The following is a 22600-nucleotide window of genomic DNA, read 5'->3' on the forward strand; positions in this document are numbered from 1 at the left end:
GAGTCTCCGTATCTTGCCTTCGCTACGTTTTCGTGGGCTGATGTCCATATGATAATGACAAGATGGACCGTATTCTTCTATTGGTTGATAGGTATCTAAACAGAGACGAAGATGAAAAATCAGCATGGGGTTCCTTTATTCTTTGGAAATTGGAGAATAGCATAAAAAAGACGGTTTCCATGCAACTCAGCTTTCTACCTGTAACGGCAATAGGCAAAGCGGAAATCACGCCAGAAGAGAAACGATCTTCATTCAATGGAGACAAGGTACATAGACTCCTGCGGAAAAACGGGCGGCCGAGACCCCACAGCGGGCTTCGCGAGGAGGCTCGGGCGTTCGTTCGCGGAAAGCGAGTTTATTTCCTCTGCGGTCTGAGTAAAATAGCTTTTTATAGAATGAACCTTTTGATAAAGAAAGGGTGGAAGTAAAATCACACCACCACATGTGACAGAGAACCTACCTTCATCGCAACATTCTCCCCTCCCCTTCTTTCACGTCGCTTTTTCATAGCAGAACACCTTCATTTGTATCTGTTAATACTTTAACTGCATGGCTGTTTAGCTGGTTTTGCAAAAGCCGTAGCCACGTTCGTTTTTAAACAGATGTCAAGCAGCTAATAAGCCAAAGCAATTTATCTTGTCACACATAAAATGCTCTTTCCTCTTATTTGTACAATCTTTCAATTTCTCCTGCAGGCAAGAGGATGATTTTCCTCAAAATGCCTACAATAAAGTTAAACATGCTTAACCTGCCGTTAAGACAACCTGAAAAATAAAGGAGGATGATGGATAGATGAAGAAATCGTTTATCACTATTTTATTAGGAGTCACCTTGTTCTTAGCAGCTTGTGGGGAAGAAGGTTCGGACGAGAATACAGAACAACAAACAAACGATGAATCACAAGGGGACAAGGGCACCATTTCCATCGGGATGAATAACTGGGCAGAGAACGTGGCGGTCTCCAACATGTGGAAAATCATCCTGGAAGACAAAGGGTACAACGTCGAGTTGACCTCTGTTGAAAAAGCGTTTCTCTATGAAGCCCTTTCTGCCGGTGATTTGGACATTGGAATGGAGATTTGGCTGCCAAATACAGATCAGGCATACTATAACAAGTACAAGGATGAAATCGATTGGCGGGAAAATTGGTACGAAGGTACTGATTTAGCACTCGTCGTGCCGAAATATATGGAAGACGTCAACAGCATCGAAGATCTGAATAATCACAAAGAAGAATTCGATTCCCAAATAGTAGGCATTGACGCCGGAGCAAGCATTATGTCGTTGACTGAGGAAGTAATCGATACGTACGGTCTAGATTATGAACTTGCAAGTTCCTCCGAGCCTACTATGCTGACCGAACTGCAAAACAACATTGAAAATGAAAACCCCGTAGTAGTTACCCTTTGGAAACCACATTGGGCTTTTTCCGAGATGGATTTAAAAATACTCGAGGATCCGCAAAATGTGTATGGAGAAGCAGAAAACATTTCCTATGCTGCCAGAAAAGGACTTGAAGAAGATCAGCCAGAGGTAGTTAAATGGTTCGATCAATTCGAACTCAATGATCAACAATTAGGAAGCCTGATGGCTACAATAAAGGAGGCTGAATCAGAAGAAGACGGAGCACAAGCCTGGATCGACCAACATCAAGAGTTAATAGATAAATGGACGGAATAAAAAGACAAGAAACCGCGGCACATCTTTTACAGCGTGTCACGGTTTCTTGCTTTTACGACCTCATTGTTCCTGCAGCCAATCCCATGCTTCGGAAAGTTGATCCTTGTCAAATTGCCTTACGGAAATACCCGGTAAATACTTTCCGATTTTTGCAAATGACTCTACGCCGTCTTTAGCTGTCACCACGGCGAATTTATCGAATTGTTCCCAATGTTTTGCGTCAAATTTCATCCCTTCTGCCATACCTTTCAGGGAAGAGCCTTCTATATCGTGAATCACGGCCAAAACGTTAAACGAATCGCCTTCAGGAAATTCCTCTTTTACATGTTCTTCCAAACGTTTCGCATCCTCTTTCGTTGCCTCTCCCGAGAACTGAACAGCGATCGTCTTTTCATCCTGGCTCGGCAGAATTGATAACATGGAAACCCACCCTTCTTTTCGTGCTTTTTATTTGATTTACCCATTGAAAAGAACTTTCAAACAATAAATCACAGGTACTTATGAGCTTGCAGTCCTCTTTGCCCTTACGTTTTTACCTATGGGAGATTTGAAGGTTTGAATGAACAATACAAGCGATAATATGAATAGTATTACTGAACCGGTAACCACTATCGATCTTACTGATAAAACTTGTCCAAAAAGACCGAATGCACCGGTAAAGAACAGGATGAGTAAGGATTCCGCTAAACCATAAATACTGCTTATCCTTCCCAGTAACTCCACTGGAACCTCTTTTTGAATAAATGAAGTGAAACCTGTATCGGCAAACGCTAAAGAAAACGATAGAATGAAAAAGCCGATTCCAGCAAACAAGAAATCAGAAGAAAAAGCATAGACCAAATAACCAGCACCTAAAGATACGGAGCCCGCGCCAATCAATCCCAAAGGTTTCATCCAATCAGCCAGTAAGGTATTGATGATTGCTCCGACGATTATCCCTCCCCCAGCGACACTGACAAGTACTCCGTACCAAAAATCAGATAAAAGCAACTCCTGTGTAGCAAAAGCAGCTTCCAATGAGTCAATGGCAGCTGTCATCACGATGACGCTGCTAAATATCATATATATCCGAAAGACAAACTTTCTTTTAATGCTAAAATAACGGACAAGCTTCCAATCGGCCTTTAATTCAGAAAATCCGATGCGCTTCTCCCTTTGAGGGATCGTTCGTTTATTTTCCAAATCAGGCAAGAGAAGCGTGATCACGGCAGAGAAAATAAAGGTTATCCCATTTAAGTAGACAGCAATAAGCGGTGGTCCTGTCATTAACAATAAACCTGCCAATGCTGGTCCGATCAGAAAGGCACCTGAATCCATCAAGCTGCGGAGCGCATTAAAGCGATGCCGGTCCCCTTCTGGAATCAACTTTGTGATATAGGCAAGCGAAGCCGGATAAAAAATGGCACTCGCCATGTTGATCAACAGCACGGTAAAATAAATTCCCGCCAAAGATGTAAATATTGGTAACACCAATAGCAATAGTCCTCTGAAGCTGTCAAGAACAATCATCAACTTCTTTTTGTTCATTCGATCAACCATACTGCCTGCCCAGCCATTGGTGACAAGCACTGCAACTGGTTTCAACATATAGAGCGCTGCTACAGCTAAAGGATCTCCTGTCTTGTTAAGAATAATCAAATTGTAGGCAATCAAATAAATCCAATCACCTATATTGGAAATACCAATTCCCAATAGGAAAAGTAATGAAATTCCCGGTATTCGGTACATCTTATCTTTTCGCACCACGATCCCTCCTGATATTTAACCAATTAATTTTTCAAGAGAATAAAAAATCACCCCCAAGATTTCATATCTTGGGGGCGATTAAAGACCGCGGTGCCACCCCAGTTCGCCAACATGTTGCCATATCGACCTTATCAGGTACGGCTAAAAAGCTTATACCCTAGCTCTGTAACGGGAGCTCCCGTTACATCATCCCCTCTATCTCCGGTTCCGATGTAAAGCTCTGAGGCTTGCTTCGATAAGTGCCGCTTTCCCCTTCCCAGCTGCCGGGGTTCTCTGTGAAGCTTCACGTATATCTACTCTTCTCATCATCGCTCAAGTATAATTTCATTTATCCTATCATGCTAATTCTCCATTGTAAACAACTATTTTCAACCCTTCCACTTTATACCATGTATCATATTTATCGAGGAATATCACGCTATCAGTGTAATGAATTTTTCGGAAATGGAGTTGGAACGATGGATATGTATGAAGAAGAGGGAAACTTTTTCGACCAGGCGATTCTTGATTATAAAGAAGGAAGCAACCGATTGGAGAAAGGTCTTCCCGAGGTTACGAAAAGTTATTTTGATTTTACAGAATCCTGCTTTCAAGACGGCTCAATAGACGCAAAACAAAAACAGTTGATCGCCCTTGGCATCAGTATTTATGCCCAGGATGAATATTGCATTATGTACCATACAAAGGGAGCCGTAGAACACGGAGCAACGGAAAAGGAAATGATGGAAACGATTGCTGTCAGTGCAGCTCTCGGTGGCGGTGCGGCCTTTTCGCAAGGTGTGACCTTAGCGATGGAAACATTCGACCACTACCATGAAGTAAAACATTGAGTTCTTATATACTGTAAAACCAGGCAACATGGCCAAGCGTTATTTTCTGCCATTTTTGCTTGGTTTTATGCTTTCTCAGGAAAATATCGCATAAACAAAAACGATGAATCAGTGAGTCAATATGATAAACCTCCTTTTTATAAGTCTGCAAAATGCGATCCTTTCCAATCAAAAAATTGGTAAAACAAGAAACAATATTTTAGAAGCCTCCCTGTCAAGATGCTTGTAACATGGTGGGGAGGTGATTACATGTATACATTATTAAAGCAAAATAAAAATTTCCGGTTTTATGTAATTGGAGGGGGCATCTCCAGGCTGGGTGATGTCCTTTCCGGTCTTGCCTTTTTGTTTTTAGCTCACGATTTGACCGGATCTGGTATCCATACTACCGGGATGGCCATTGCAGAAACATTGCCTTACCTTTTTTTCGGACTCGTCGGTGGAGTGATTGCTGACTGGCTCCCTCGCAAAAAGTTGTTGATTTGTTTAGAAGCAATTCGGTTTCCTCTTATTCTATCGGTTGTTTTATTGGATACAAGCGGAAGCCTTTCATATCCCTATTTGTTAGCTGTCAGCTTTTTGATTCAAACAGTTGGCTGCTTCTTCAACCCGGCACACCGGGCCATTCTTCCGTTAATCGCAAGTAAGGATGAACTGACGGCTGCAAACAGCTTGCAAGACAGCATAACGAGAGGCATAACTGTCCTGAGTCCGCTGATCACCGTCTTTTTGATTCAAACATTCGGAGTGGTTCATTTTTTCACCATCGATGCCGTTACCTACTTGATCAGCATCCTATGTCTCTTCCACGTATATATTCAAGAAACAAAAAAAGATAACAGGAAGTCGGCCCGGCAGCTTTTTTCAGCCATTCTTGCTTTTTTCGTGTGGGCAAAAAAGCATGTAACCATCCGTCAATTGTTCTTTTTTACCTTTATGACTGTATTTTTCAATACTTGGGTTTGGGAAGTTGGGTTACTGCTGGGACTTGCTGAGCTGACATCTAACGAACAATCCATATATAGTCTTCTACAGGGAATGTTCGGAGGTGTAGTGATTGTCACGAATTTAATCCTGCCTTACTTCCTCAAAAAAATGTCCTTGCGTACTTATTTACTCGGAGCAGCAATTTGGGGAAGCGGCATCACCTACTACGGCATTTTGTACGACGTCAAACATTTTTATGTCGGCTGTGCCATTGTGGGTATAGGGCTGCCTTTAGCCGGACTGGCCCGTGTATTTTTATTACAGTCACTTGTTCCGGAAGAAAAATTAGGCAGAGCATTCAGTTTCAATGCAGTTCTTCTATACTTAGCCAATACGATCTCTCTTGCGTTATTTGGAATCCTTTCTTCCTACATTCCCATCCGATTTTTAATGATTGGAAGCGGAGCCTCCATCTTGGTCACCAGCATTACTTTTTTACTAATCAAAACGGCTGGTTGTTCGAAAGTCAGACGGGGTCGTCCCGTAAACTTTCTTAAGTAATCGGATATATGCGGAGACGTTTTTAAAACCATGGGCCATCGCAATTTCCAGTATGGTTCGATCGGTATGAAACAAATCCGGCTGACTACGTATCAGCCGGTATAACTGTAGCCATGAATACGGAGATATACCTGTCCGCTCTTTAAACAGATGGGCAAACTGGTATTTGTTCAAACGCGCCACTTCTGCCATACCGTCCAATGTCCAATCTTGCTCATAGCTTTGTTTGATAGCATCGATCACCTGCTTTAACACTTCATCTTGAACCACTTCAGGCATTGTTTCCTGATGCTTTCCCAATCCATACTGAACCATCAGAATAGCAAGCTGGGTAAAACTGTTTTCCACCAACAGTTGATTGACTTCATCTGGTTTTTCGCTATTCCAGCCGATAAACTCCCGTACAAAACATGCCCACCGATCAATTTGGGGATGATAATAAGAGACTGCAGCAAATTCCATTTCACGGCAAGTGACCCCCAGTCCCACGGCAGCATTTTTTAACAAGTCCTGATCCAATTCGATCAGAAACTTTTCTTCCGACATATGGAGTTGTCTATGTTCCTGCAAAGGATTGAAAATGACAAATTCCCGTTGCCCAATCGTCAAGTCCCGGCAATGTGTTTGATACGTTCCTCCGCCTTTTGATCCAAATATCAGCTTATATGTATGGTCGCTCCGCCAGTCACGTTCTCCTAACTTATCAGAACGCAGTAGCAGCAGTCCGTTTTCATCCTGGTAAATCATAGCCGACAACCTCTCTATGTTGGCCCCTTCGGCCCTTCTTGCTGACATTATATCATTTCCTTTGAAGTTTTAAGACAACACAAACCGATCCAGCAGGATTGCAGCCTCAGAAAGATTGTATAACGGGTAATATTTAGTTGACTTCCAGAATTATCTTTCCGACACTTTTCCTGGATTCCATCAGCTGGTGCGCTTCTCTGGCATGCCTCAACGGCAGCTTTTTCCCGACCTTTATATCTAACTGTCCGGTTGTCATGTATTGTAAAACGCCTGCTGCTGTGTCTTGCAGCATTTCCGGCCGTTCTTTCCTGGTCGTACCTAAGCTAAATCCGAGTACAGAACGGCAACTTGCATGCAGCTGTTTTGCTTCGACGGTACCTGTGCTTCCACTAGTATTCCCGAAGTGGACAAGCCTTCCAAAGTGGGATAAACAGTCGAGACTTTCTTCAAAAATCCTTCCAGAAACAGAATCGAGAACGATATCAACACCTTTTCCTTCCGTAATCTCCTTTACTCTGTCAGCAAAATTCTCGTATCCGATGACATGGTCAGCCCCTGCTTCTTTTACCACTTGCCGTTTCTCCTCCCTGCTGACTGTCCCAATCACCGAACCAGCTCCGAAAATTTTAGCAAGTTGGACAGCCGTGTTCCCTACACCGCCAGCTGCTGCATGAATAAGCACCGAATCCCCATCATTTATCCGTGCAATCGATTTCAATAAATGGTAACTCAAAAAACCGACAGTAGGACAAGCAGCAGCACTCGTAAAGTCCAATTGTTCTGGTATGGAGAAGGTCAGCTTTTCGTTCGCCACTGCATATTCTGCATAAGATCCGAGCCGTGGAAAACAGATAACCCTGTCTCCCGGTCTGAACTGCTGTACTTTTTCCCCGACTTCCACTACTTTTCCTGCAGCATCCAGCCCAGGTACAAATGGCATAGAGCCTTTCCATTTCCGCCCTGACCGGTTTTTAATATCGGCATAATTCACACTTGTATGAATCACCTCGATAAGCACTTCGTTTTTCTTTATTTTTGGAATCTGCATTTCAACATGCTCTAGTACTTCAGGTCCGCCAAATTCATTCACTACTATCCCCTTCATCTCTTCTCCCCCAAACTCACATAGTTGTTTCTTTCTCCGCAATTCTTTTCCTGCCAAGTTTCCAATCTAGTTTTAGCCCAGGCAAAAAGGATTCAACAAGAAAAGCCAAAGGCAAAAACATATTTTCACAATCTTGGAATGTTTGCTTCATCATTTTGAAATGGATAGATCGTTGTTCTTTATCCCCCATCGCTTCTTCTCACTTTCTTAGTTCGTTTTCCTGAATCATCCTTCGTTTTTCTCCGTGGGGATCGGAAACAACGGCATCCGATTCGTGATAAATCTTTGTATACCTATTTTCCAGCTCGTATGCAGGCCAATCCGTTCCCGGCTCTTCTGTCTTTGCAAAGGAAACCCAGGCATTCTGCATTCGAGAAGATAAGTTTTCCATCGTATTGTCTATCGGAATCTCCAGTTTCCGGAAATAATCGAGGTTTTGAAAAACAAACGGAATTTCCAAAGCATGAACAGCTTTTCCCGCATAAGGATGACCAGGTACATGCCAGTCGAAGCGATACATCCAGACAGGCGCATGACCAATTTGAGCTTCAGCCAATTCCAAAGCCGGTTTCCAAAAAACAAAATCGGTAATCATTCGAGCCTGTCCCTCGGCACTAGGCGGATAGTATTCTCTTATTTGATCGGCATTTTCTCTGCCTGCCATACGCTTGACGATTTCGTCCATTTTTCCTTCAGGCATCTCTTCAGCATCCGGCCTGACAAAAAACGCGCCTTCATCGTGATTGGTTCCGATGATCAATGGAATACCTGCCGCCGAACCTTCTGAGATGGCATCAGTAGGATACTGTGGCAGCGTCTTGTCGTCTAGTGCTGGTTGAAAAAGAAGAACCGACTCATCTCCTCCATTTTCCTTATACACTTTTTCGCTTGCTTTCATGATAGATTCCAGCGGTTTTTCCTTTATTACGGACAAGCGAGCAGGTTCGATATCGAGAAAACCGGTAAAGTCTCTTGCAATATGGACAGCTTGACCAGAAGGGACCACCTGCGATGCACCACTTTCCATGATTGCCCGGTGAAACAACCCCTTTGCAGCAGGCATGGCCAGGAGAGAAGCAATACTCATCGAACCTGCCGACTCTCCAAAGATGGTTACCTGCTGGGGATCTCCACTGAAAGCGGCGATATTGTTTTTCACCCAACGCAAGGCCGCAACTTGGTCAAGCAGCCCGAGATTGGCTGTAAAACGATCGTCTAATCCGGCAAGATGCAGAAACCCTAAGGCACCCAGACGGTAGTTCAATGTAACGACCACAACCTCTCCTTGTCCTGCAAGCCGGGCTCCATTGTACAAGTAACTGCTTCCAGCTCCGGAAGTAAAGGCTCCGCCATGGATCCAAACCATTACCGGTAAATCGTTCTTCGATGTGTTTGGTGTCCACACATTTAAATAGAGGCAGTCCTCTGACATTTCCTCCGGATTGATTCCCTGCATCGCTGCAGCTTCTGGGGGTTGGGGACAAACCGGCCCAAAATCAAAAGCTTCCCGGACACCTTGCCAATTATCCGGTTGCTGTGGCGGTTCGAAACGCAAATTTTCTACAGGGGCCTTAGCATAAGGAATCCCCTTCCAGCTTATGCTTTTTCCTTCGATCTTTCCTTTTAATTGTCCCTGTTTCGTCTCTGCCAGGATTTTATCCATCATGTATTCCTCCGTCTCTATGTTGCATAACCAATTCAAAGGTCATCTTGTTTATCATTATTTCCTGCTGCCAGGTTCTTTGAGTTGCTTTTCCATGCTGTACATCCTCTTCCCTTCATATATCCTTTTATCGAAGGGGGTAAAACCCATCTTATTCCAAAATTGCAGTGCCCGTTTATTATCTGCATGGACCGCAATTTGAATACAACCAGCTTGCTTTTCTCTCAGCCTTTCTTCAAATGCCCGGTACGTTTTTTCAGCAATTCCTGTGCTTTGAAAATTCTTCTCAATTAAGAATAAACTGATCCAAGGTTTTTGGTGGCGAGGACTCGTCATTCCAAAATCCAAAATCCCGATATAACTCTTTTCATACCTGACGAGATATCGGCTTAGTTTTAATTTTTGAGCTTCTCTATATTGGATGAAAAGATCGTTGTCATCCAGTATTCGTTTCCCATAGGCAATCAAGTTATATTCTTGCTGAGAATTGATTATCCTCTTTTCAACTCCCAGTCTATCTGGATTGTTTCGGGTAAATTCAATCATAGCCACGGTCTCCCACTTTTACAGTGTCTGTTTTCGAAGGCTCCAAATTGCTTTCGTAAATGCGACTTTCATTCCGGCCCTTTCCATATTGCGCATGCTTGCACTTCCAAAACCCGCTTGTCCGACAAGAAGCCGGCAGTTTCTTGATTTTGCAGCAATGGCGCGTTTATTTATCATGGCTTTATGGATTCCTTTTCGCCTGAATTCCGGGAGGGTTGCTGCTGCAGCAAGAACAGCGATAGCTTCTTCGATGTACAATACAGCAATGCCGGCAGGTTTCTCATCAACAGTTGCCAGATAGAACAACCAATTACTATCTATCTCTAATACTTGATTATTTGCTTTAATAGCAGGTTTTAGAGCCTCTGGCATATCAAACGAATCGGCATATATGGAGGCGAAGATATCAAATTCATCACTTTTCAGTCGACGTACGACCACGTCTCCATCTTCCTTTTCATCCGTTACCACCGAAGAAACAGACACATAGAGGGAAGTATGGAAATCCGAATGATAGTATCCCTTTTCACTTAAAGGAGTCAGCAATTGCCGGGACACATGTGCAGGTGTTAGTTCCCAACGTACGGGAATACCCCGCTGTTCATAAAATTCGATTATTTGGTCAAGTAGCCTAACATCGCTATCCTCCAGCCCCTTCACTGTATTAAAAGACGGACCAGGAATGCCGGCCGCCGAAAAACAAGTTGCATGGCCAAAGCATTTCAACTCAATCTCCATCGGATTTCCTTCTATTCTTTTGATTGCTGACAATCTGGAATGTAGACACGAAATTTCTGCTTGCTCAATTCTGTCGGCAAGCTCTTCTGTCATTATCATGTTCGTTCTATCCTCCTTTCCTTTCGTCCATGCATGCTCTATTCAAATGTTCATACCGAATTGGTGTTCTTGAAGCTCACCTGGAAAGTGCTATACCTCTTCTTTCTATGAATTGAAATGCCGTATCGCCGGGCACTTTTTCATCAATCCTCCTCCTCTTAAAGCATCAATCATTAACCTAGGACACCGCTTGCAGAGTCCCAAGTACCGATGGATTTGCGTATATTTACTATCTGTCCTACATGGTACGTATGATGCAACGCCAAAAAGTTCAGCTCGGTTACCCATTTTTCCATATGTGCATCCGAGCTTGCTTCGATGTTTTCAATCCATTCTGCCATCAATTGATCCAATACATGAGTGGTTTCTTCCCATCCAGGCTTGACGCTTACAGTGAATGTTGCATCGTTATCCAAAACTGCTTCTCCTCCTGATTCTCCTTTGAATTTTTTCAAATACAGAGCATTATAATAGATTAAATGATTGACTATTTCCCAAATGGAATGCATTGTCTCCTTGTTTTTCCATAAAGCCTCTTCCGTGTTCACCCCATTTATTGCAGTTTTAATGGAAACAAACCATGTGTCCTTCCCGTAGCAGGCATTAAATTGGTCTGTTAAAAGTGTTTTTATGTGCATCTTCCCTCTCCTTTTAACGTCTGATAAAGGACAATTTCCATTTAAGTTTACTATTTTCCTGCTTAATTAATGATTTCATTTAATTAGTTCGCTTATACTGTCGATACGATTCGTCCACACTCCTCCAGAATAATTTTCCGGCAATCTATCTAGGTCTGCTTTAGAATCAAAGCCCTCTGACCATTTGCCATTTCCTGCTACGAGAATAACTCTGGTATCGACTTTGTCCATCCTGTTCAAAAATTTATCCGGCCATCCCCACAGCCATTTTGCATATTTTTCCGGTATGTGCAGTTGGGTGTGTTTGCAAGCATCAGGAACCATGCCTGTCCAGCCAACGGAAAGATAAGAAATCAGACATTTTTTTAATGTCGCTTTAGACATCACCCGCTGGTCTGGTAGCAATTCTTTTATTTTTGCTATTGGGGCATTACCGCCATAAACTGTCAGCCTTTTTCTTTGGTTGTCGCCTAAGCTTTTAAGAAAGTCAGCCATTTGTTCCCCTTCAGCAGGATCATCGCTTTTTATATGAATTAAAAACAACTGTTCAGGAAAAGTTGTCAAAACTTCTGTCAATGAAGGCATCATACCAATCCCTTTTCCCCGGAATGGAAAGCTTTGGCCATTATCAGCAGTATAACCATAACCAATATCGATCTTCTTCAACTCTTCCATGGTGTATTCGGAAGGCTCTCCGCTCACATTGGTCCTGCAATCCAGTGTCCAATCATGAAAAACAGCGAATTGTCCGTCCTTTGTGGGACGGATATCTATTTCGACCATATCCGCCCCAAAATCGAATGCAGCCTTCATAGATGGAATCGTGTTCTCAAGATAAGCATGCTCTGGTTGATAAATACGCCTCGCCGTACAAGTCTCCCCTGTTAAATTTTCCATCGAAAACGTCTGTGCCAAACCCCGGTGAGCGAGAAAAAAAGGCTGAGCGGTCCGGTTTTTCGTTAAAAACGAACTATTATTCAAAAAGATAAATATCGTCAATAAAAAAATGGCCATTCCTATTATTTTCGTTGGTTTGTTAACCTTCACTTTTATCCCTCCGATGATATAGAAAACCGTCTCCCAAAAACACGATCGAGAAAAAAGAACAGTCACTGGTTACTCCTTGTGAAGCAGCAAAGTTCTAGCATTCCTTTCCAACTATTTGCTCCAATTCCATACTTCAATACCGCCCAATTGAAATTGATAAAGCTGTTCCTCTTGTTCCAGTTTCTCCATTTCCCGGACCGGACCTGTCACCACGGCGCCGATTACCTGAATCCCGTTTTCTTCCAAATATTCCATCCGTTTCTGATCAACTTTTCTCCCATAATAGCTTCCGTGTCCGGTCAGCCAATCCAAGTCCTGAACCAATTGCTTTTCAGCTTCTGCCAAAGACTGTTTATCCGTCAAGGAGAATCGCCAGGAACTCAGTCTGTTCTCCTCATCATATTCATGTGCTGGCCGTAAAATCAGAGGGGAGATGAAGGTAAACTGGCCAGCTTGGGAATAAGAAACGTCATAATTGGTTATTTCTCCACTATAAACAGCCATTTGATTGATTTCCAAATCATATTTGGTAAGAAGCTGTCGGAGTTTTTCTGGAGTCATTCCGTTTTTGACTCCTACTTTTACCTGTGCTACAAAACCGTCCTCCACATTCGCTAATTGCTCGGTCAGACTGAAACCCGATTGCTCTTTAGCGTCAGATGTCTTCCCAAGCAAATCAGGAGAGACGGGGAAATTGTCGGTGAATTCATCATCAAGATATTTTTTTTGTTCATCCAAGTGGTACTGTACCTTTCCAAACAACCGCTTTTTGACAGTTACTTCACCTGCGGAAACTTTCCAATCCCCAACCTGCCGGTAAACGCTATAGGTAGATTGCTGCGTGAGGAAAGGGGTGATGGCAGCATCTCGGGCAATTCCTTGTTTTTCTATGGTTATACCTGGTGTTCTCGTCTCAACCAACGTTGTTGCCATCCTGTCAAATGCAGCCTGTTTTCCTGACATACTGTAAAAAACTTCAAGCGTGAACACATACAATACATATGCCAATAAAAGCAGTAAAAGTGTCCTAATCACTGTGAAGCCAATGGAAAACCTGGTACGCCATATCAATTTTTTCGCTTGTTTCCGATCCTCCAACTTGGTTTGCGATTCATCCCACTCCGATAATACCTCATCTTTTTTCATTCTCTAACTCCCTTCTCTCCTGCTCATACTGCTGAAATTTTTGTCGGGCCCGGTGTAAGGTAGTCTTCACCTGGCTATCCGAAAGGTCCATAGCTGTGGCAAGCTCTTTATAGGAGAAGCCCTGAATTTCCCGTAAATAAATGATCGTCTGCATCCGTTCTGGCAGCTTCGCTAAAATGTGTTCCAGTTCCTCCTGACGATTCTTGCTCTCCAGTTGTTGTTGTGGATTCCCTAATTTACTGGACGGCTGGTAGTCCTTTTTTAACTTTTCAATCATTTTGTTCTCTGATTCCGATTTTCTCGCCTGGTCTATGTAGAGATTCCGAGCCACTTTAAATAACCATGCCTTAGCTTGGACCATGTTTTTCACCTTCAAGGAAATCATTGCCCGATAAAAGGTTTCCTGCAGCAGTTCTTCTGCAGTTTCCCGGTTTCTGCTCATTTGCATCAAATAGCGGAAGAGCGGCAGGCGGTATTTCTCGAAAAGCTCTGCAAACAAATATTTTTTCAATTCCGCTCCCCCCTCCACTATAAAAACGAAATTCTTTTGTATTTGTTACATAAATTTAAAAAAGAACGGAAATCTCCGTTCTCATTCTACTATAATATACTGGATATATTGTCCCTTTTTTAATAGAACGGCTAGACAGCTGGAAAAACTCCCTTGCCTTTCTTGCGTTTACCAAGTAAGAAGAAGCGTATCTCCGGTAAACGAAATGCCTGGTTGCATAAGGGGATGTATCCATCAAATAAAAATACCGAGTTCGAACCCATAAAAATTCCAACTCGGCTGTGACTTGCATAAATATTGTGACGCCAGCTTCTGCAAACTAATCCAAAAGTCGGTTATTTTCATCTACATTAATCGGTCTGGCTGGTTCTGCTCGATCACCAGGAAAAAATTCCCCGTCTCCTCCGCATACCGTACAGGTGTATTGCCATTCCTCGTCATCGGACAGCATCCCAGTGCCTTCACAAGCTTTACAAACATTCCTTCTATCCACTATTTTTCTCTCCTTTCTCATGATTTGGCAGCGTTCTGTCGTTCTCTTACCCAATTGATTAATCCGCCTTTGAGCATCATCTCAACCTGCCGGCCGGACAATGCATGCTGGACAGCAATGGATTGATTTTTTCCTTTTATCGAAATGTTGAATTCGTTACCTTGTTGAATCTTGTTTCGCAAGTCCGTAAGTTCCAGCACATCGCCTTGCTTCAATTTCGAATAGTCATCCTCATCTCTGAAGGTCAAGGGCAAAATTCCGAAATTGACCAGGTTTTGCCAATGAATCCTCGCAAAATCCTTCACTAAGGCTACCCGCATACCGAGAAATCTCGGAGCGAGGGCTGCATGCTCCCGGCTCGAACCTTGTCCATAGTTAAATCCGCCGATGATCGCATGTCCTCCCTGTCCCCTGACTGCCATGCTCCTTTCATAGTAGGATTCATCCACTATCTCAAAGGTGAATTTGCTTATTTCCGGGAGATTGCTCCTGAAAGGCAGTACACGAGCACCTCCTGCCAAAATTTCATCTGTTGAAATATTGTCCCCCATCTTCAACAGGACCGGAAGCTCAAGCTGATCCGGCAATTCATCCATCTCAGGGATGGATGCGATATTCGGTCCTTTATAAAGTTCCACCTGCCTTGCTTGCTCTGGATCTAGCGGGGAATCCAACAAATTCATATCAATAGTAGGTTTTCTTGGATCTTTTATTTTCGGATAATCCACGTTCAATGTCCTGGGGTCCGTGATAACTCCTGTTAACGCTGATGCAGCTGCCGTTTCCGGACTGCAAAGAAACACACTGTCCTCTTTGGTCCCGGAACGCCCAGGAAAGTTCCGGGGTGTAGTCCGGAGACTGTTTCTTCCGGTAGCCGGAGCTTGTCCCATACCGATACAGCCGTTACACCCTGCCTGATGGAGACGGGCTCCGGACTGTAATAGATTTGCAATATGCCCTTCATTGACTAAGTCTGTCAGCATTTGTCTAGAAGTAGGGTTGATATCAAAAGAAATACCGTCTGCAACCTGTTTCCCTTTCACGATTTCTGCAGCGATGGCAAAGTCCCGATAACCCGGATTTGCAGAAGATCCGACATATGACTGATAAATGGGTTCGCCGGCGATTTCCCTGACTGGCACTACGTTGCCGGGACTGGATGGTTTGGCTATTAACGGCTCTAGTTCAGAGAGATTGATTTCTTCCTCCACGTCATAAGCTGCTCCGCGATCCGCTTTTATTTCTACCCAGTCTTTTTCGCGATCCTGTTCTTTCAAAAACCGCTTTATTTCTCCGTCTGACGGAAAGACAGTGCCGGTCGCCCCCAGTTCCGCTCCCATATTCGCGATAACATGACGGTCCATGGCACTCAAGCTTTTCAAGCCTTCCCCGTGGTATTCAATGACTTTGCCTACGCCCCCTTTTACATCATGGCGTTTCAGCAATTCAAAAATAACATCCTTAGCGCTCACCCATTCCGGTAACTCGCCGGTCAGTTTCACTCCCCATACTTTCGGCATTTTCACATAAAACGGCTCACCGGCAATCGCCATTGCCACATCGATGCCGCCCGCCCCCATTGCGAGCATTCCCATACAACCATTTGCACAAGTGTGGCTGTCCGAACCAAGCAACGTTTTACCCGGTTTGGCCAATCGCTGCATATGCACCGGATGGCTGACACCATTACCGGGACGACTGTAATATAACCCGAAACGTCTTGTAGCACTTTGCAAAAACAAATGATCATCAGGATTTTTACTGTCTACCTGAATAAGATTGTGATCGACATATTGAGCGGAAGCCTCCGTTTTTGCATAATCAAGTCCCATAGCTTCCAACTCGAGCATCACCATTGTACCAGTGGCATCCTGCGTCAGCGTCTGATCGATACGGAGCCCGATTTCGGTACCCGCTATCATTTCACCGGACATCAAATGGTCCTTGATCAGTTTTTGTGTGACATTCAAAGGCATAAACCAACCTCCTCAAATTACTTGCTAGTATCATTTTGTTTCTAATGCAAAAAACTATGCTTCCAGGAGGCGGTAAAGTACGAATTATCTTTCATAACCAAATTGTAACTGGATGGACAAAAGCGCAAGCATCTGTTTAAAGGAGTACAGGCTAAAGCCGCCACGTCCTGTGGCAACGTCTGCATGACCCACATCGTTTAAGGCCTCCGACAAGCTTAAGAACAGCCTCGGCGTGGCGCTATCTGCCACACAGAGGATGGGTTTAAGACCTCGAGGGGGGTAGACGCTGGAGCTGGATGTGGCTGTTTCAGCCATTTTCCTATACAAAAACAAAACAGCTGAATGGGTCCCCGTTCAGCTGTTTTGTGAATTATATCTATTTCCGATATTCATGTTATGTAAATTCATTTTCCCTTATTACAGTTGTTTTATCAATAGCAGCTCATCCCGGATGGGTATCCCATTTTCTGCCACAAAAGGGATTTGAGGTTTCACCTGTCTGGCTCGATCGATGGCATTCCGGTGGATTGTGGTTATACGATAACCTCTACGCTGATAAAATCCAATAGCATGGATATTATCATTGCTGGTAACCAATTTTACACTAGTACATTTTGTTTTTTTGGCCATATCTTCCACCATCTTTACAAGAGTTGTGCCGATACCCCGTTCCTCCAGCAAGCTGTCCAACGAGATTATTTCACAAGTTTTCCCAGCTATTGAATAGGTGATCATCCCGCCAATTTTTCCACCATCAGCAATTGCCGCAAACCCAGGAAGTCTATCGCAATGGTACCTTCCACTCGTGACGACCATTTCCGTACTGCCCCAGTGTTCGTTAAAAAAGGCAGTTATTCGTTGTTTATCTAATTGGTCTATTTTTACATATTCCATTTCTTTCTCCACTTTCATCCTCTACCTTGTTCGAGTGCAATCATTTCGTTTAGCGCTCCAGAAAACCGGAGTTGGTCACAAGGAATTCCAGCTTCTATATAACTTCTAACCATTTTCCATTCACCATGTTTATTGCTTCTTTTAAAAACATCAAAAAACAAATTTGCAGTATCAAGAGGTTTTCCTTCGATTTCCAGTGTAGCGGAAATAATAGCAATTGCTTCATTTTCACCGGTTGTTATTCTATCATGGACAGACAACAACCATTCAGCCGAGCCTTCTAATTGTGTAAATGCCTGCTCCCAGCCTTCAAGGGATTGTTGGTAACCAAAATCGACAATCTCGGAATCCCTTGACTCCCGCGCTTGATAATCGTTTGCAATATACCGTTTTAAATCGTCCAATGAAAATTTTCTCCAAGCCTCAAGGTAGTTTTCCAACCAGTGATCGAAATCCATCCCTTCGTTATCCAAAACACGTCTTGTTCGGCGCATGCCGTGCAACTGTTTATAACTGGGGCTTAATTCGCTCCATACGTCGAATATATTGCCGTCTATATCATAAAAAATAAAATTTTCACCTGGATGCCCTCTATCTTCAATCGGCCCGACCTTCACCCCTTTCCCATCCAGCTCTGATCTAGCAGCATGAAGTGCCTCCTGTCCGTCCACCTCAAACGTGACAGAAAAATGATCCTTCCCCATGCAGTTCCGGAAATTTGCCGTTTGGTCCTTCTCTGCTTTTACTAGAAAAAAGCTTTGGCCGGCAAAGTTGATGATCGCTTTTTCATCATCCCGGTAGGACAAGGCAGCATCCAGCTTGGTAACATACCAGTCAGAAGCTCTGTTCACATCTGTTACCGGTAAATAAGTTGTGCCTACCCTGATTAATTTTTCGCTCATATCCAACACCCCTTTGCACCATTTTGATAAACTTTTTAAAAAACAGGAGGACTCAATCATGAGAACCGCCAAACTGATTATCGGTCTCCACTCATTATGGCAGGAATTCAGACAAACCCCTGTACAGATACTACTTGTAGAGTCGCTTTGCATAAATTGGATAAAGTTACTCCAGCTGCTGATGGACACAGAAAACCCGATAAAATAGGAATACTACAAAACTAGCAAATTTCCTTCTTTTATTCAGTGGACCAACTTGATGCCCCCGATTTATATGTCCATAACGAAGAAGAAAAAGAGCATTGACCGGATGTACTTTACTGGGCCGCTTTAAAATCCACGGACGTTCCTTTTACTAATTCCATAACGAAAAAAAACCCTTCCCATAAAATATGGCAAGGCTCCAGACAATGACTGATATTTTTCATTAAAAGGTCCTCGGAATGCCCTCCAAGAGCATTCCGTTTTGTTAGACTTTTCTTAAGCTGATCTTTTCCGTTAGGTGGTCTTTCCCTTTTTTGAATATGATGGTCGACCGGTACTTGGTCGGTGATATATTCAGTTCCAGATTTTTCTTGTTTATCCGGTTCCAAATATCAACAGCGACTTGTTCGGCTTCTGCATCGCTGAGATTCGCATATCGATTAAAATAAGCATTTGGATCTTTAAAGGCTGACTCTTTTAAAATCTTGAATCGCTCTATGTACCATCGTTTGATATCCACTTCATCTGCATCCACAAATAATGACATATCAAAAAAATCAGATACGTATAACCTGGATAGCATCTCATTTGTCACCGGTGTCTGCAGAACATTGATGCCTTCAATGATTACAATATCTGCACCATCCACTTCGACATATTCATCCGGTACGATATCATATGTGAAATGGGAATATACAGGCGCCCGCACTTTTTCCTTGCCAGATTTCAAATCGCTCAAAAAGTGGATGAGCTTTTTGATGTCATAGCTTTCCGGAAAGCCTTTTTTGTCCATTAAGCCTTCCTTTTCCAAGGTGGCATTGGGGAACAAAAAACCGTCAGTCGTGACGATTTGCACCTTCGGATGCTCTGGCAGCCTGGATAAAAGGGACTGAAGGATTCTTGATGTCGTACTTTTTCCTACGGCAACACTGCCGGCAACCCCTATGATATACGGAACCTTACGTGTAGCTTGTCCAAAAAACTGATCTGTCACAGAATGAAGCTGCTGGGATGCGTTGATGTATAAATTCAGCAACCGGGTCAACGGCAAATAAATTTTTTCTACTTCTTCCACTGATAATCGTTCATTGATCCCCTGTAGTTCCTTTATTTCTGCCTTCGTGAGTGTCATCGGTGTATTGAAACGGAGTTTTGCCCACTCTTCCCTTGTAAAAGAAATATAAGGGGAAATTTTTTCAGAAACCATGAATATCTACCTCTGCTAGTTAATTGACATACTTCTACATCATACTATGTCACCTGTCATTTGAGAAGAGACGTGCTTTATTTTTTCGCATTGGTGTGCTAATAAGGAGGTTTCCCTTCCAAGAAGTGATGTATATCTCGTAAAAAAGCTTGTTTTTGTTCCAGAAACGGGTAATGATTACTTTTATCGTAGGTGATGAAACGGGAACCGGGAACAAGTTCATTTATTTCCTTTGAAAACTCCCATGGGCACTGGACATCATATTTACCGCAAAGAATCAAAAGATTCGGCTGACAGCCAGGAAGCTTGCTTGTTAAATCAAAGATAGCCAGTTCACGGCTGAAAAACTCGATTCTCTCCTTGGACAATGCTTTCTTTATTTGTCTGGAAAAAAGTTGTTCATATTCTTCCGGATTATAGAGGGACAGTTTCGTCCTTTCCTTTGTCAATGCTTCTCTCTGAACAGCCCCGAGGTTCGATTTCTTCAACAATTCAAGCAATTCTTGCATTCGGTGGAAATCGGGATGATCAGGATGATAAATAGAGGAAGACGAGACGGTATAATCTCTTGCGGCAGTTCCGACAACGATCAATCCAGCCAAGCTGTCCGGAAAATAAATGCCATACACCAGTCCCAACATTCCTCCTGTCGAATGACCGGCAAAGTACCAAGTTTTTAAGCCGAGCGATTGTCTGATTGCTTCCAAATCCATTACGGTTTCCAGCATGCTGAGCTGATGAAATTGCTCTGCCCTCGCTGAGGATCCTGTCTCCCGGAGATTGATCAAATAAACCATGTTATTGCTTGTAAAGGTGTCGGCAAAGTTGTCGCCGCTTTCATTAAATGCTGAATAAAGGTGAGTGATACAGATTGGTTTCCCTTGCCCTTTGATGAAGAACTCGAAACTCCCTCTTTCTGTTGTTACTAAATTTCTTTCCCATTCCAAGATGAACACTCCCCTTTTCGCCCCAATGGTGTAACCCCTTTCACAATTCTACCAGAAATAACCTTTTGGTGACATCCATCCGATCAAACGGGAAGGAATATCCAGCTGAAAAGCGAATTAGTTATGGAAAATACGAATGAAATGAGGGAAGTAGGAATGGAAACTCGTCATCGAATATTGTTCCGCCAAATGGAAACATACCGTACGGAACTTCTGGACGCTGTTCTTCCTGTTACTGAAGAAGAGGCAGACTTTGTTCCTCCGGGATTCAACAATAACATACGTTGGAATCTCGGCCATGTTTACCTTGATCAATTTTTGTGGCTGGAAACTTTAACAAAAGAAAAGCAGAACGTCCCGCATGAATATCATAGCTGGTTTGGCTTCGGTAGTTCACCGGCAGATTTCACCGCGGAAACACCCAGTCTAGAGACGATAAAAAGATTGCTCACGAGGCAACCCGGGGATATAAAAGAACGGTATGGTGAACGAATGGACGAAACGTTCCCAGCGACAGAAATGGGAATGCATACGATTGAACAGGTATTAGTCCGTACCATTTTCCATGAAGGAATGCATTTACAAAAAGTGATGGATATCAGGCAACAGCTTTCCAAGACAGACTGCAAGCAGATATAAAAAACGCCCCGATTTCGCAAGTCGGTTACTGGCGAAATCGGGGCAGGACATTCTTTTATTCTACCGTATTTTTCAACACCTTATCCCTTTCGTGTCTGGCGAGGGCCAACTGAATCAACTGATCAATCAAATCAGGATAGGATAATCCGCTCACTCCCCAAAGCTGAGGGTACATACTGATTTTCGTAAAACCCGGCAATGTGTTTACCTCATTCAGCACAAGCGTGCCATCCGCTTTCAGGAAAAAGTCCACCCTTGCCAGCCCTTCACATTCAAGCACGCGGAATGCTTTGTTGGACGTATCTTGAATGGTTTGTACCTCTTCTTCGGACAACTGCGCTGGAATCTCTAGGACTGCTCCGTTTTCATCAATATATTTTGTTTCATAGGAATAAAAGTCTCCTTGCGGAAGAATTTCACCTGGCAATGAAGCCTTTGGTTCCTCATTTCCCAAGACGGCACATTCCACTTCGCGGCCCTCCACGCTTTCTTCAATCAATACTTTATGATCATAATCGAAAGCCGTCTCGATTGCTTTTCGGAAAGCTGCTTCATCGTTCACCTTGCTAACGCCTACAGAAGACCCCTGGCTGGCAGGTTTTATAAAGACAGGCAGCCCCAACTGTTCTTTTACATCGGCAAAAGATACTGTTTCTTTTTGATGCTTTTTCAACGTTACGGACTTTGCTACTTCGATACCTGCCTGCTGCAATAATTTTTTCGTTATATCTTTGTCCATACATACCGCCGAACCCAGCACATTTGATCCGACATACGGCAGATTCGCCAGACGCATCATGCCCTGAATACTGCCATCTTCGCCTAGCGTTCCATGCAGAATCGGAAAAATTACGTCAAGCTGCTCCAGCTTGACAGTCTCTTTTAAATTCATCATTTGCTGCTCATCTTCTCCTGGGATGATAGCAATATGCTGGTTGGATTTGTTCAACTCGATCAATTTCGGATTTTCCTCATTCATGAGAAAGTGTGACTGATTATTTAAATGCCATTTGCCTTCTTTGTCAATTCCGATCAATGTTACTTCATACTTCTCTTTATCTATCGCATCAACAATGTTTTTGGCCGATTGCAAGGAAACCTCATGCTCCGCAGATTTACCGCCAAAAATCAAACCTACCCTTGTTTTTTTCTCCATGGCTGCCTCCTATTGCATACAAATAGTTTTCTTCTATATCATATCAAATCAAACCGGACTTGGTCTCATTTTTTTCATTTGCTTTACGCTTTTCAGCCCATATTCCCTTTCTGTTTTTCAAAAACCTGCTCGAATAAGATTAAGCCGAGTCCACTACTTAACACCTTCTCTTCCTATCCTTATCAAGGCAAAGACAAG

The 22600-nt window shown here is 43.2% G+C and carries 23 protein-coding genes, 1 pseudogene and 1 other annotated feature; of the genes and pseudogenes, 5 read left to right on the forward strand and 19 right to left on the reverse strand.

Translation table 11 applies throughout. From position 1 onward, the window contains the following. The first annotated feature begins 792 nt into the window (after positions 1 to 792). Positions 793 to 1680 (forward strand): glycine betaine ABC transporter substrate-binding protein, encoded by an 888-nt coding sequence (locus tag F6X55_RS08945; protein ID WP_026771210.1) that lies wholly within the window; start codon positions 793 to 795, stop codon positions 1678 to 1680. A 60-nt stretch (positions 1681 to 1740) separates the two neighbouring features. Here F6X55_RS08945 and F6X55_RS08950 read toward each other — a convergent pair whose 3' ends face one another. Together F6X55_RS08950 and F6X55_RS08955 are read right to left on the reverse strand one after the other, a co-directional pair. Next, positions 1741 to 2100, reverse strand: a complete 360-nt coding sequence (locus tag F6X55_RS08950) for a SpoIIAA family protein (RefSeq protein ID WP_153462785.1) — start codon at positions 2098 to 2100, stop codon at positions 1741 to 1743. A gap of 78 nt (positions 2101 to 2178) precedes the next feature. Next, on the reverse strand, positions 2179 to 3408 hold the full coding sequence (locus F6X55_RS08955) for an MFS transporter (RefSeq protein WP_051390435.1): 1230 nt from the start codon (positions 3406 to 3408) through the stop codon (positions 2179 to 2181). Positions 3409 to 3493: 85 nt separating this feature from the next. Further along, positions 3494 to 3744: a binding site (T-box leader), on the reverse strand. A gap of 146 nt (positions 3745 to 3890) precedes the next feature. On the opposite strand from F6X55_RS08955, the gene F6X55_RS08960 reads away from it, so the two are divergent. Together F6X55_RS08960 and F6X55_RS08965 are read left to right on the forward strand one after the other, a co-directional pair. Further along, positions 3891 to 4256 (forward strand): carboxymuconolactone decarboxylase family protein, encoded by a 366-nt coding sequence (locus F6X55_RS08960; protein WP_035426787.1) that lies wholly within the window; start codon positions 3891 to 3893, stop codon positions 4254 to 4256. A 249-nt stretch (positions 4257 to 4505) separates the two neighbouring features. Next, complete coding sequence (locus F6X55_RS08965; RefSeq protein WP_153462787.1) at positions 4506 to 5744, forward strand: MFS transporter; 1239 nt, start codon at positions 4506 to 4508, stop codon at positions 5742 to 5744. Here F6X55_RS08965 and F6X55_RS08970 read toward each other — a convergent pair. From F6X55_RS08970 to F6X55_RS09035, 14 genes and pseudogenes are all read right to left on the reverse strand, one after another. Continuing rightward, on the reverse strand, positions 5682 to 6539 hold the full coding sequence (locus F6X55_RS08970) for a helix-turn-helix transcriptional regulator (RefSeq protein WP_153462789.1): 858 nt from the start codon (positions 6537 to 6539) through the stop codon (positions 5682 to 5684). The genes F6X55_RS08965 and F6X55_RS08970 overlap by 63 nt on opposite strands. 85 nt (positions 6540 to 6624) lie before the next feature. Beyond that, complete coding sequence (locus tag F6X55_RS08975) at positions 6625 to 7596, reverse strand: quinone oxidoreductase family protein (RefSeq protein WP_153462791.1); 972 nt, start codon at positions 7594 to 7596, stop codon at positions 6625 to 6627. A 16-nt stretch (positions 7597 to 7612) separates the two neighbouring features. Next, positions 7613 to 7786 (reverse strand): hypothetical protein, encoded by a 174-nt coding sequence (locus tag F6X55_RS08980; protein WP_153462793.1) that lies wholly within the window; start codon positions 7784 to 7786, stop codon positions 7613 to 7615. A 9-nt stretch (positions 7787 to 7795) separates the two neighbouring features. Continuing rightward, positions 7796 to 9259, reverse strand: a complete 1464-nt coding sequence (locus tag F6X55_RS08985) for a carboxylesterase/lipase family protein (RefSeq protein WP_153462836.1) — start codon at positions 9257 to 9259, stop codon at positions 7796 to 7798. A 57-nt stretch (positions 9260 to 9316) separates the two neighbouring features. After that, positions 9317 to 9805 carry a GNAT family N-acetyltransferase gene (locus tag F6X55_RS08990; RefSeq protein WP_237648624.1) on the reverse strand — a complete coding sequence of 163 codons (489 nt, stop codon included), beginning with the start codon at positions 9803 to 9805 and terminating at the stop codon, positions 9317 to 9319. Between the two features lie 18 nt (positions 9806 to 9823). After that, positions 9824 to 10642, reverse strand: coding sequence for a GNAT family N-acetyltransferase (locus tag F6X55_RS08995; RefSeq protein ID WP_153462795.1), 819 nt, complete (start codon positions 10640 to 10642; stop codon positions 9824 to 9826). 173 nt (positions 10643 to 10815) lie between these two features. Beyond that, the gene (locus F6X55_RS09000) at positions 10816 to 11280 is read right to left on the reverse strand and encodes a DinB family protein (RefSeq protein WP_026570031.1); all 465 of its coding nucleotides are present in this window, start codon (positions 11278 to 11280) and stop codon (positions 10816 to 10818) included. A gap of 75 nt (positions 11281 to 11355) precedes the next feature. Beyond that, the gene (locus F6X55_RS09005) at positions 11356 to 12294 is read right to left on the reverse strand and encodes a glycerophosphodiester phosphodiesterase family protein (RefSeq protein WP_153462839.1); all 939 of its coding nucleotides are present in this window, start codon (positions 12292 to 12294) and stop codon (positions 11356 to 11358) included. Positions 12295 to 12438: 144 nt separating this feature from the next. Beyond that, positions 12439 to 13473: an anti sigma factor C-terminal domain-containing protein gene (locus tag F6X55_RS09010; protein ID WP_153462797.1), complete on the reverse strand. Its 1035-nt coding sequence runs from the start codon at positions 13471 to 13473 to the stop codon at positions 12439 to 12441. Then, a complete protein-coding gene (locus F6X55_RS09015; protein WP_268744584.1) occupies positions 13460 to 14002 on the reverse strand; it encodes an RNA polymerase sigma factor in 543 nt (180 codons plus the stop codon). The genes F6X55_RS09010 and F6X55_RS09015 overlap by 14 nt, the downstream gene beginning before the upstream one ends. 301 nt (positions 14003 to 14303) lie before the next feature. Beyond that, complete coding sequence (locus F6X55_RS09020; protein ID WP_202616121.1) at positions 14304 to 14477, reverse strand: hypothetical protein; 174 nt, start codon at positions 14475 to 14477, stop codon at positions 14304 to 14306. 17 nt (positions 14478 to 14494) lie between these two features. Continuing rightward, positions 14495 to 16453 (reverse strand): aconitate hydratase, encoded by a 1959-nt coding sequence (locus F6X55_RS09025; protein ID WP_026771206.1) that lies wholly within the window; start codon positions 16451 to 16453, stop codon positions 14495 to 14497. Between the two features lie 417 nt (positions 16454 to 16870). Continuing rightward, positions 16871 to 17347, reverse strand: coding sequence for a GNAT family N-acetyltransferase (locus tag F6X55_RS09030; protein ID WP_026570026.1), 477 nt, complete (start codon positions 17345 to 17347; stop codon positions 16871 to 16873). 503 nt (positions 17348 to 17850) lie between these two features. Then, positions 17851 to 18249 (reverse strand): annotated as a pseudogene (locus F6X55_RS09035) (VOC family protein); the annotation flags it as partial. Positions 18250 to 18307: 58 nt separating this feature from the next. Between F6X55_RS09035 and F6X55_RS09040 the strand changes: the two are divergent. After that, positions 18308 to 18457, forward strand: a complete 150-nt coding sequence (locus tag F6X55_RS09040; protein ID WP_153462799.1) for a hypothetical protein — start codon at positions 18308 to 18310, stop codon at positions 18455 to 18457. A gap of 261 nt (positions 18458 to 18718) precedes the next feature. Here the strand turns inward: F6X55_RS09040 and coaA are convergent, their stop codons facing one another. Both coaA and F6X55_RS09050 read right to left on the reverse strand, forming a co-directional pair. Further along, a complete protein-coding gene (gene coaA / locus F6X55_RS09045; protein ID WP_035426696.1) occupies positions 18719 to 19660 on the reverse strand; it encodes a type I pantothenate kinase in 942 nt (313 codons plus the stop codon). Between the two features lie 98 nt (positions 19661 to 19758). Further along, entirely contained in the window at positions 19759 to 20610 is an 852-nt protein-coding gene (locus F6X55_RS09050; RefSeq protein ID WP_153462841.1) for an alpha/beta fold hydrolase, read from the reverse strand. A gap of 120 nt (positions 20611 to 20730) precedes the next feature. Between F6X55_RS09050 and F6X55_RS09055 the strand changes: the two genes are divergently transcribed. Beyond that, positions 20731 to 21246, forward strand: coding sequence for a DinB family protein (locus F6X55_RS09055; protein WP_321172213.1), 516 nt, complete (start codon positions 20731 to 20733; stop codon positions 21244 to 21246). Positions 21247 to 21301: 55 nt separating this feature from the next. On the opposite strand, the gene ddlA is transcribed toward F6X55_RS09055, so the two are convergent. Beyond that, a complete protein-coding gene (gene ddlA, locus F6X55_RS09060) occupies positions 21302 to 22402 on the reverse strand; it encodes a D-alanine--D-alanine ligase (RefSeq protein WP_026570023.1) in 1101 nt (366 codons plus the stop codon). Positions 22403 to 22600 lie beyond the last annotated feature (198 nt).

Source organism: Sediminibacillus terrae (genome assembly GCF_009602435.1).
GTDB classification, from domain to species: domain Bacteria; phylum Bacillota; class Bacilli; order Bacillales; family Amphibacillaceae; genus Sediminibacillus; species Sediminibacillus terrae.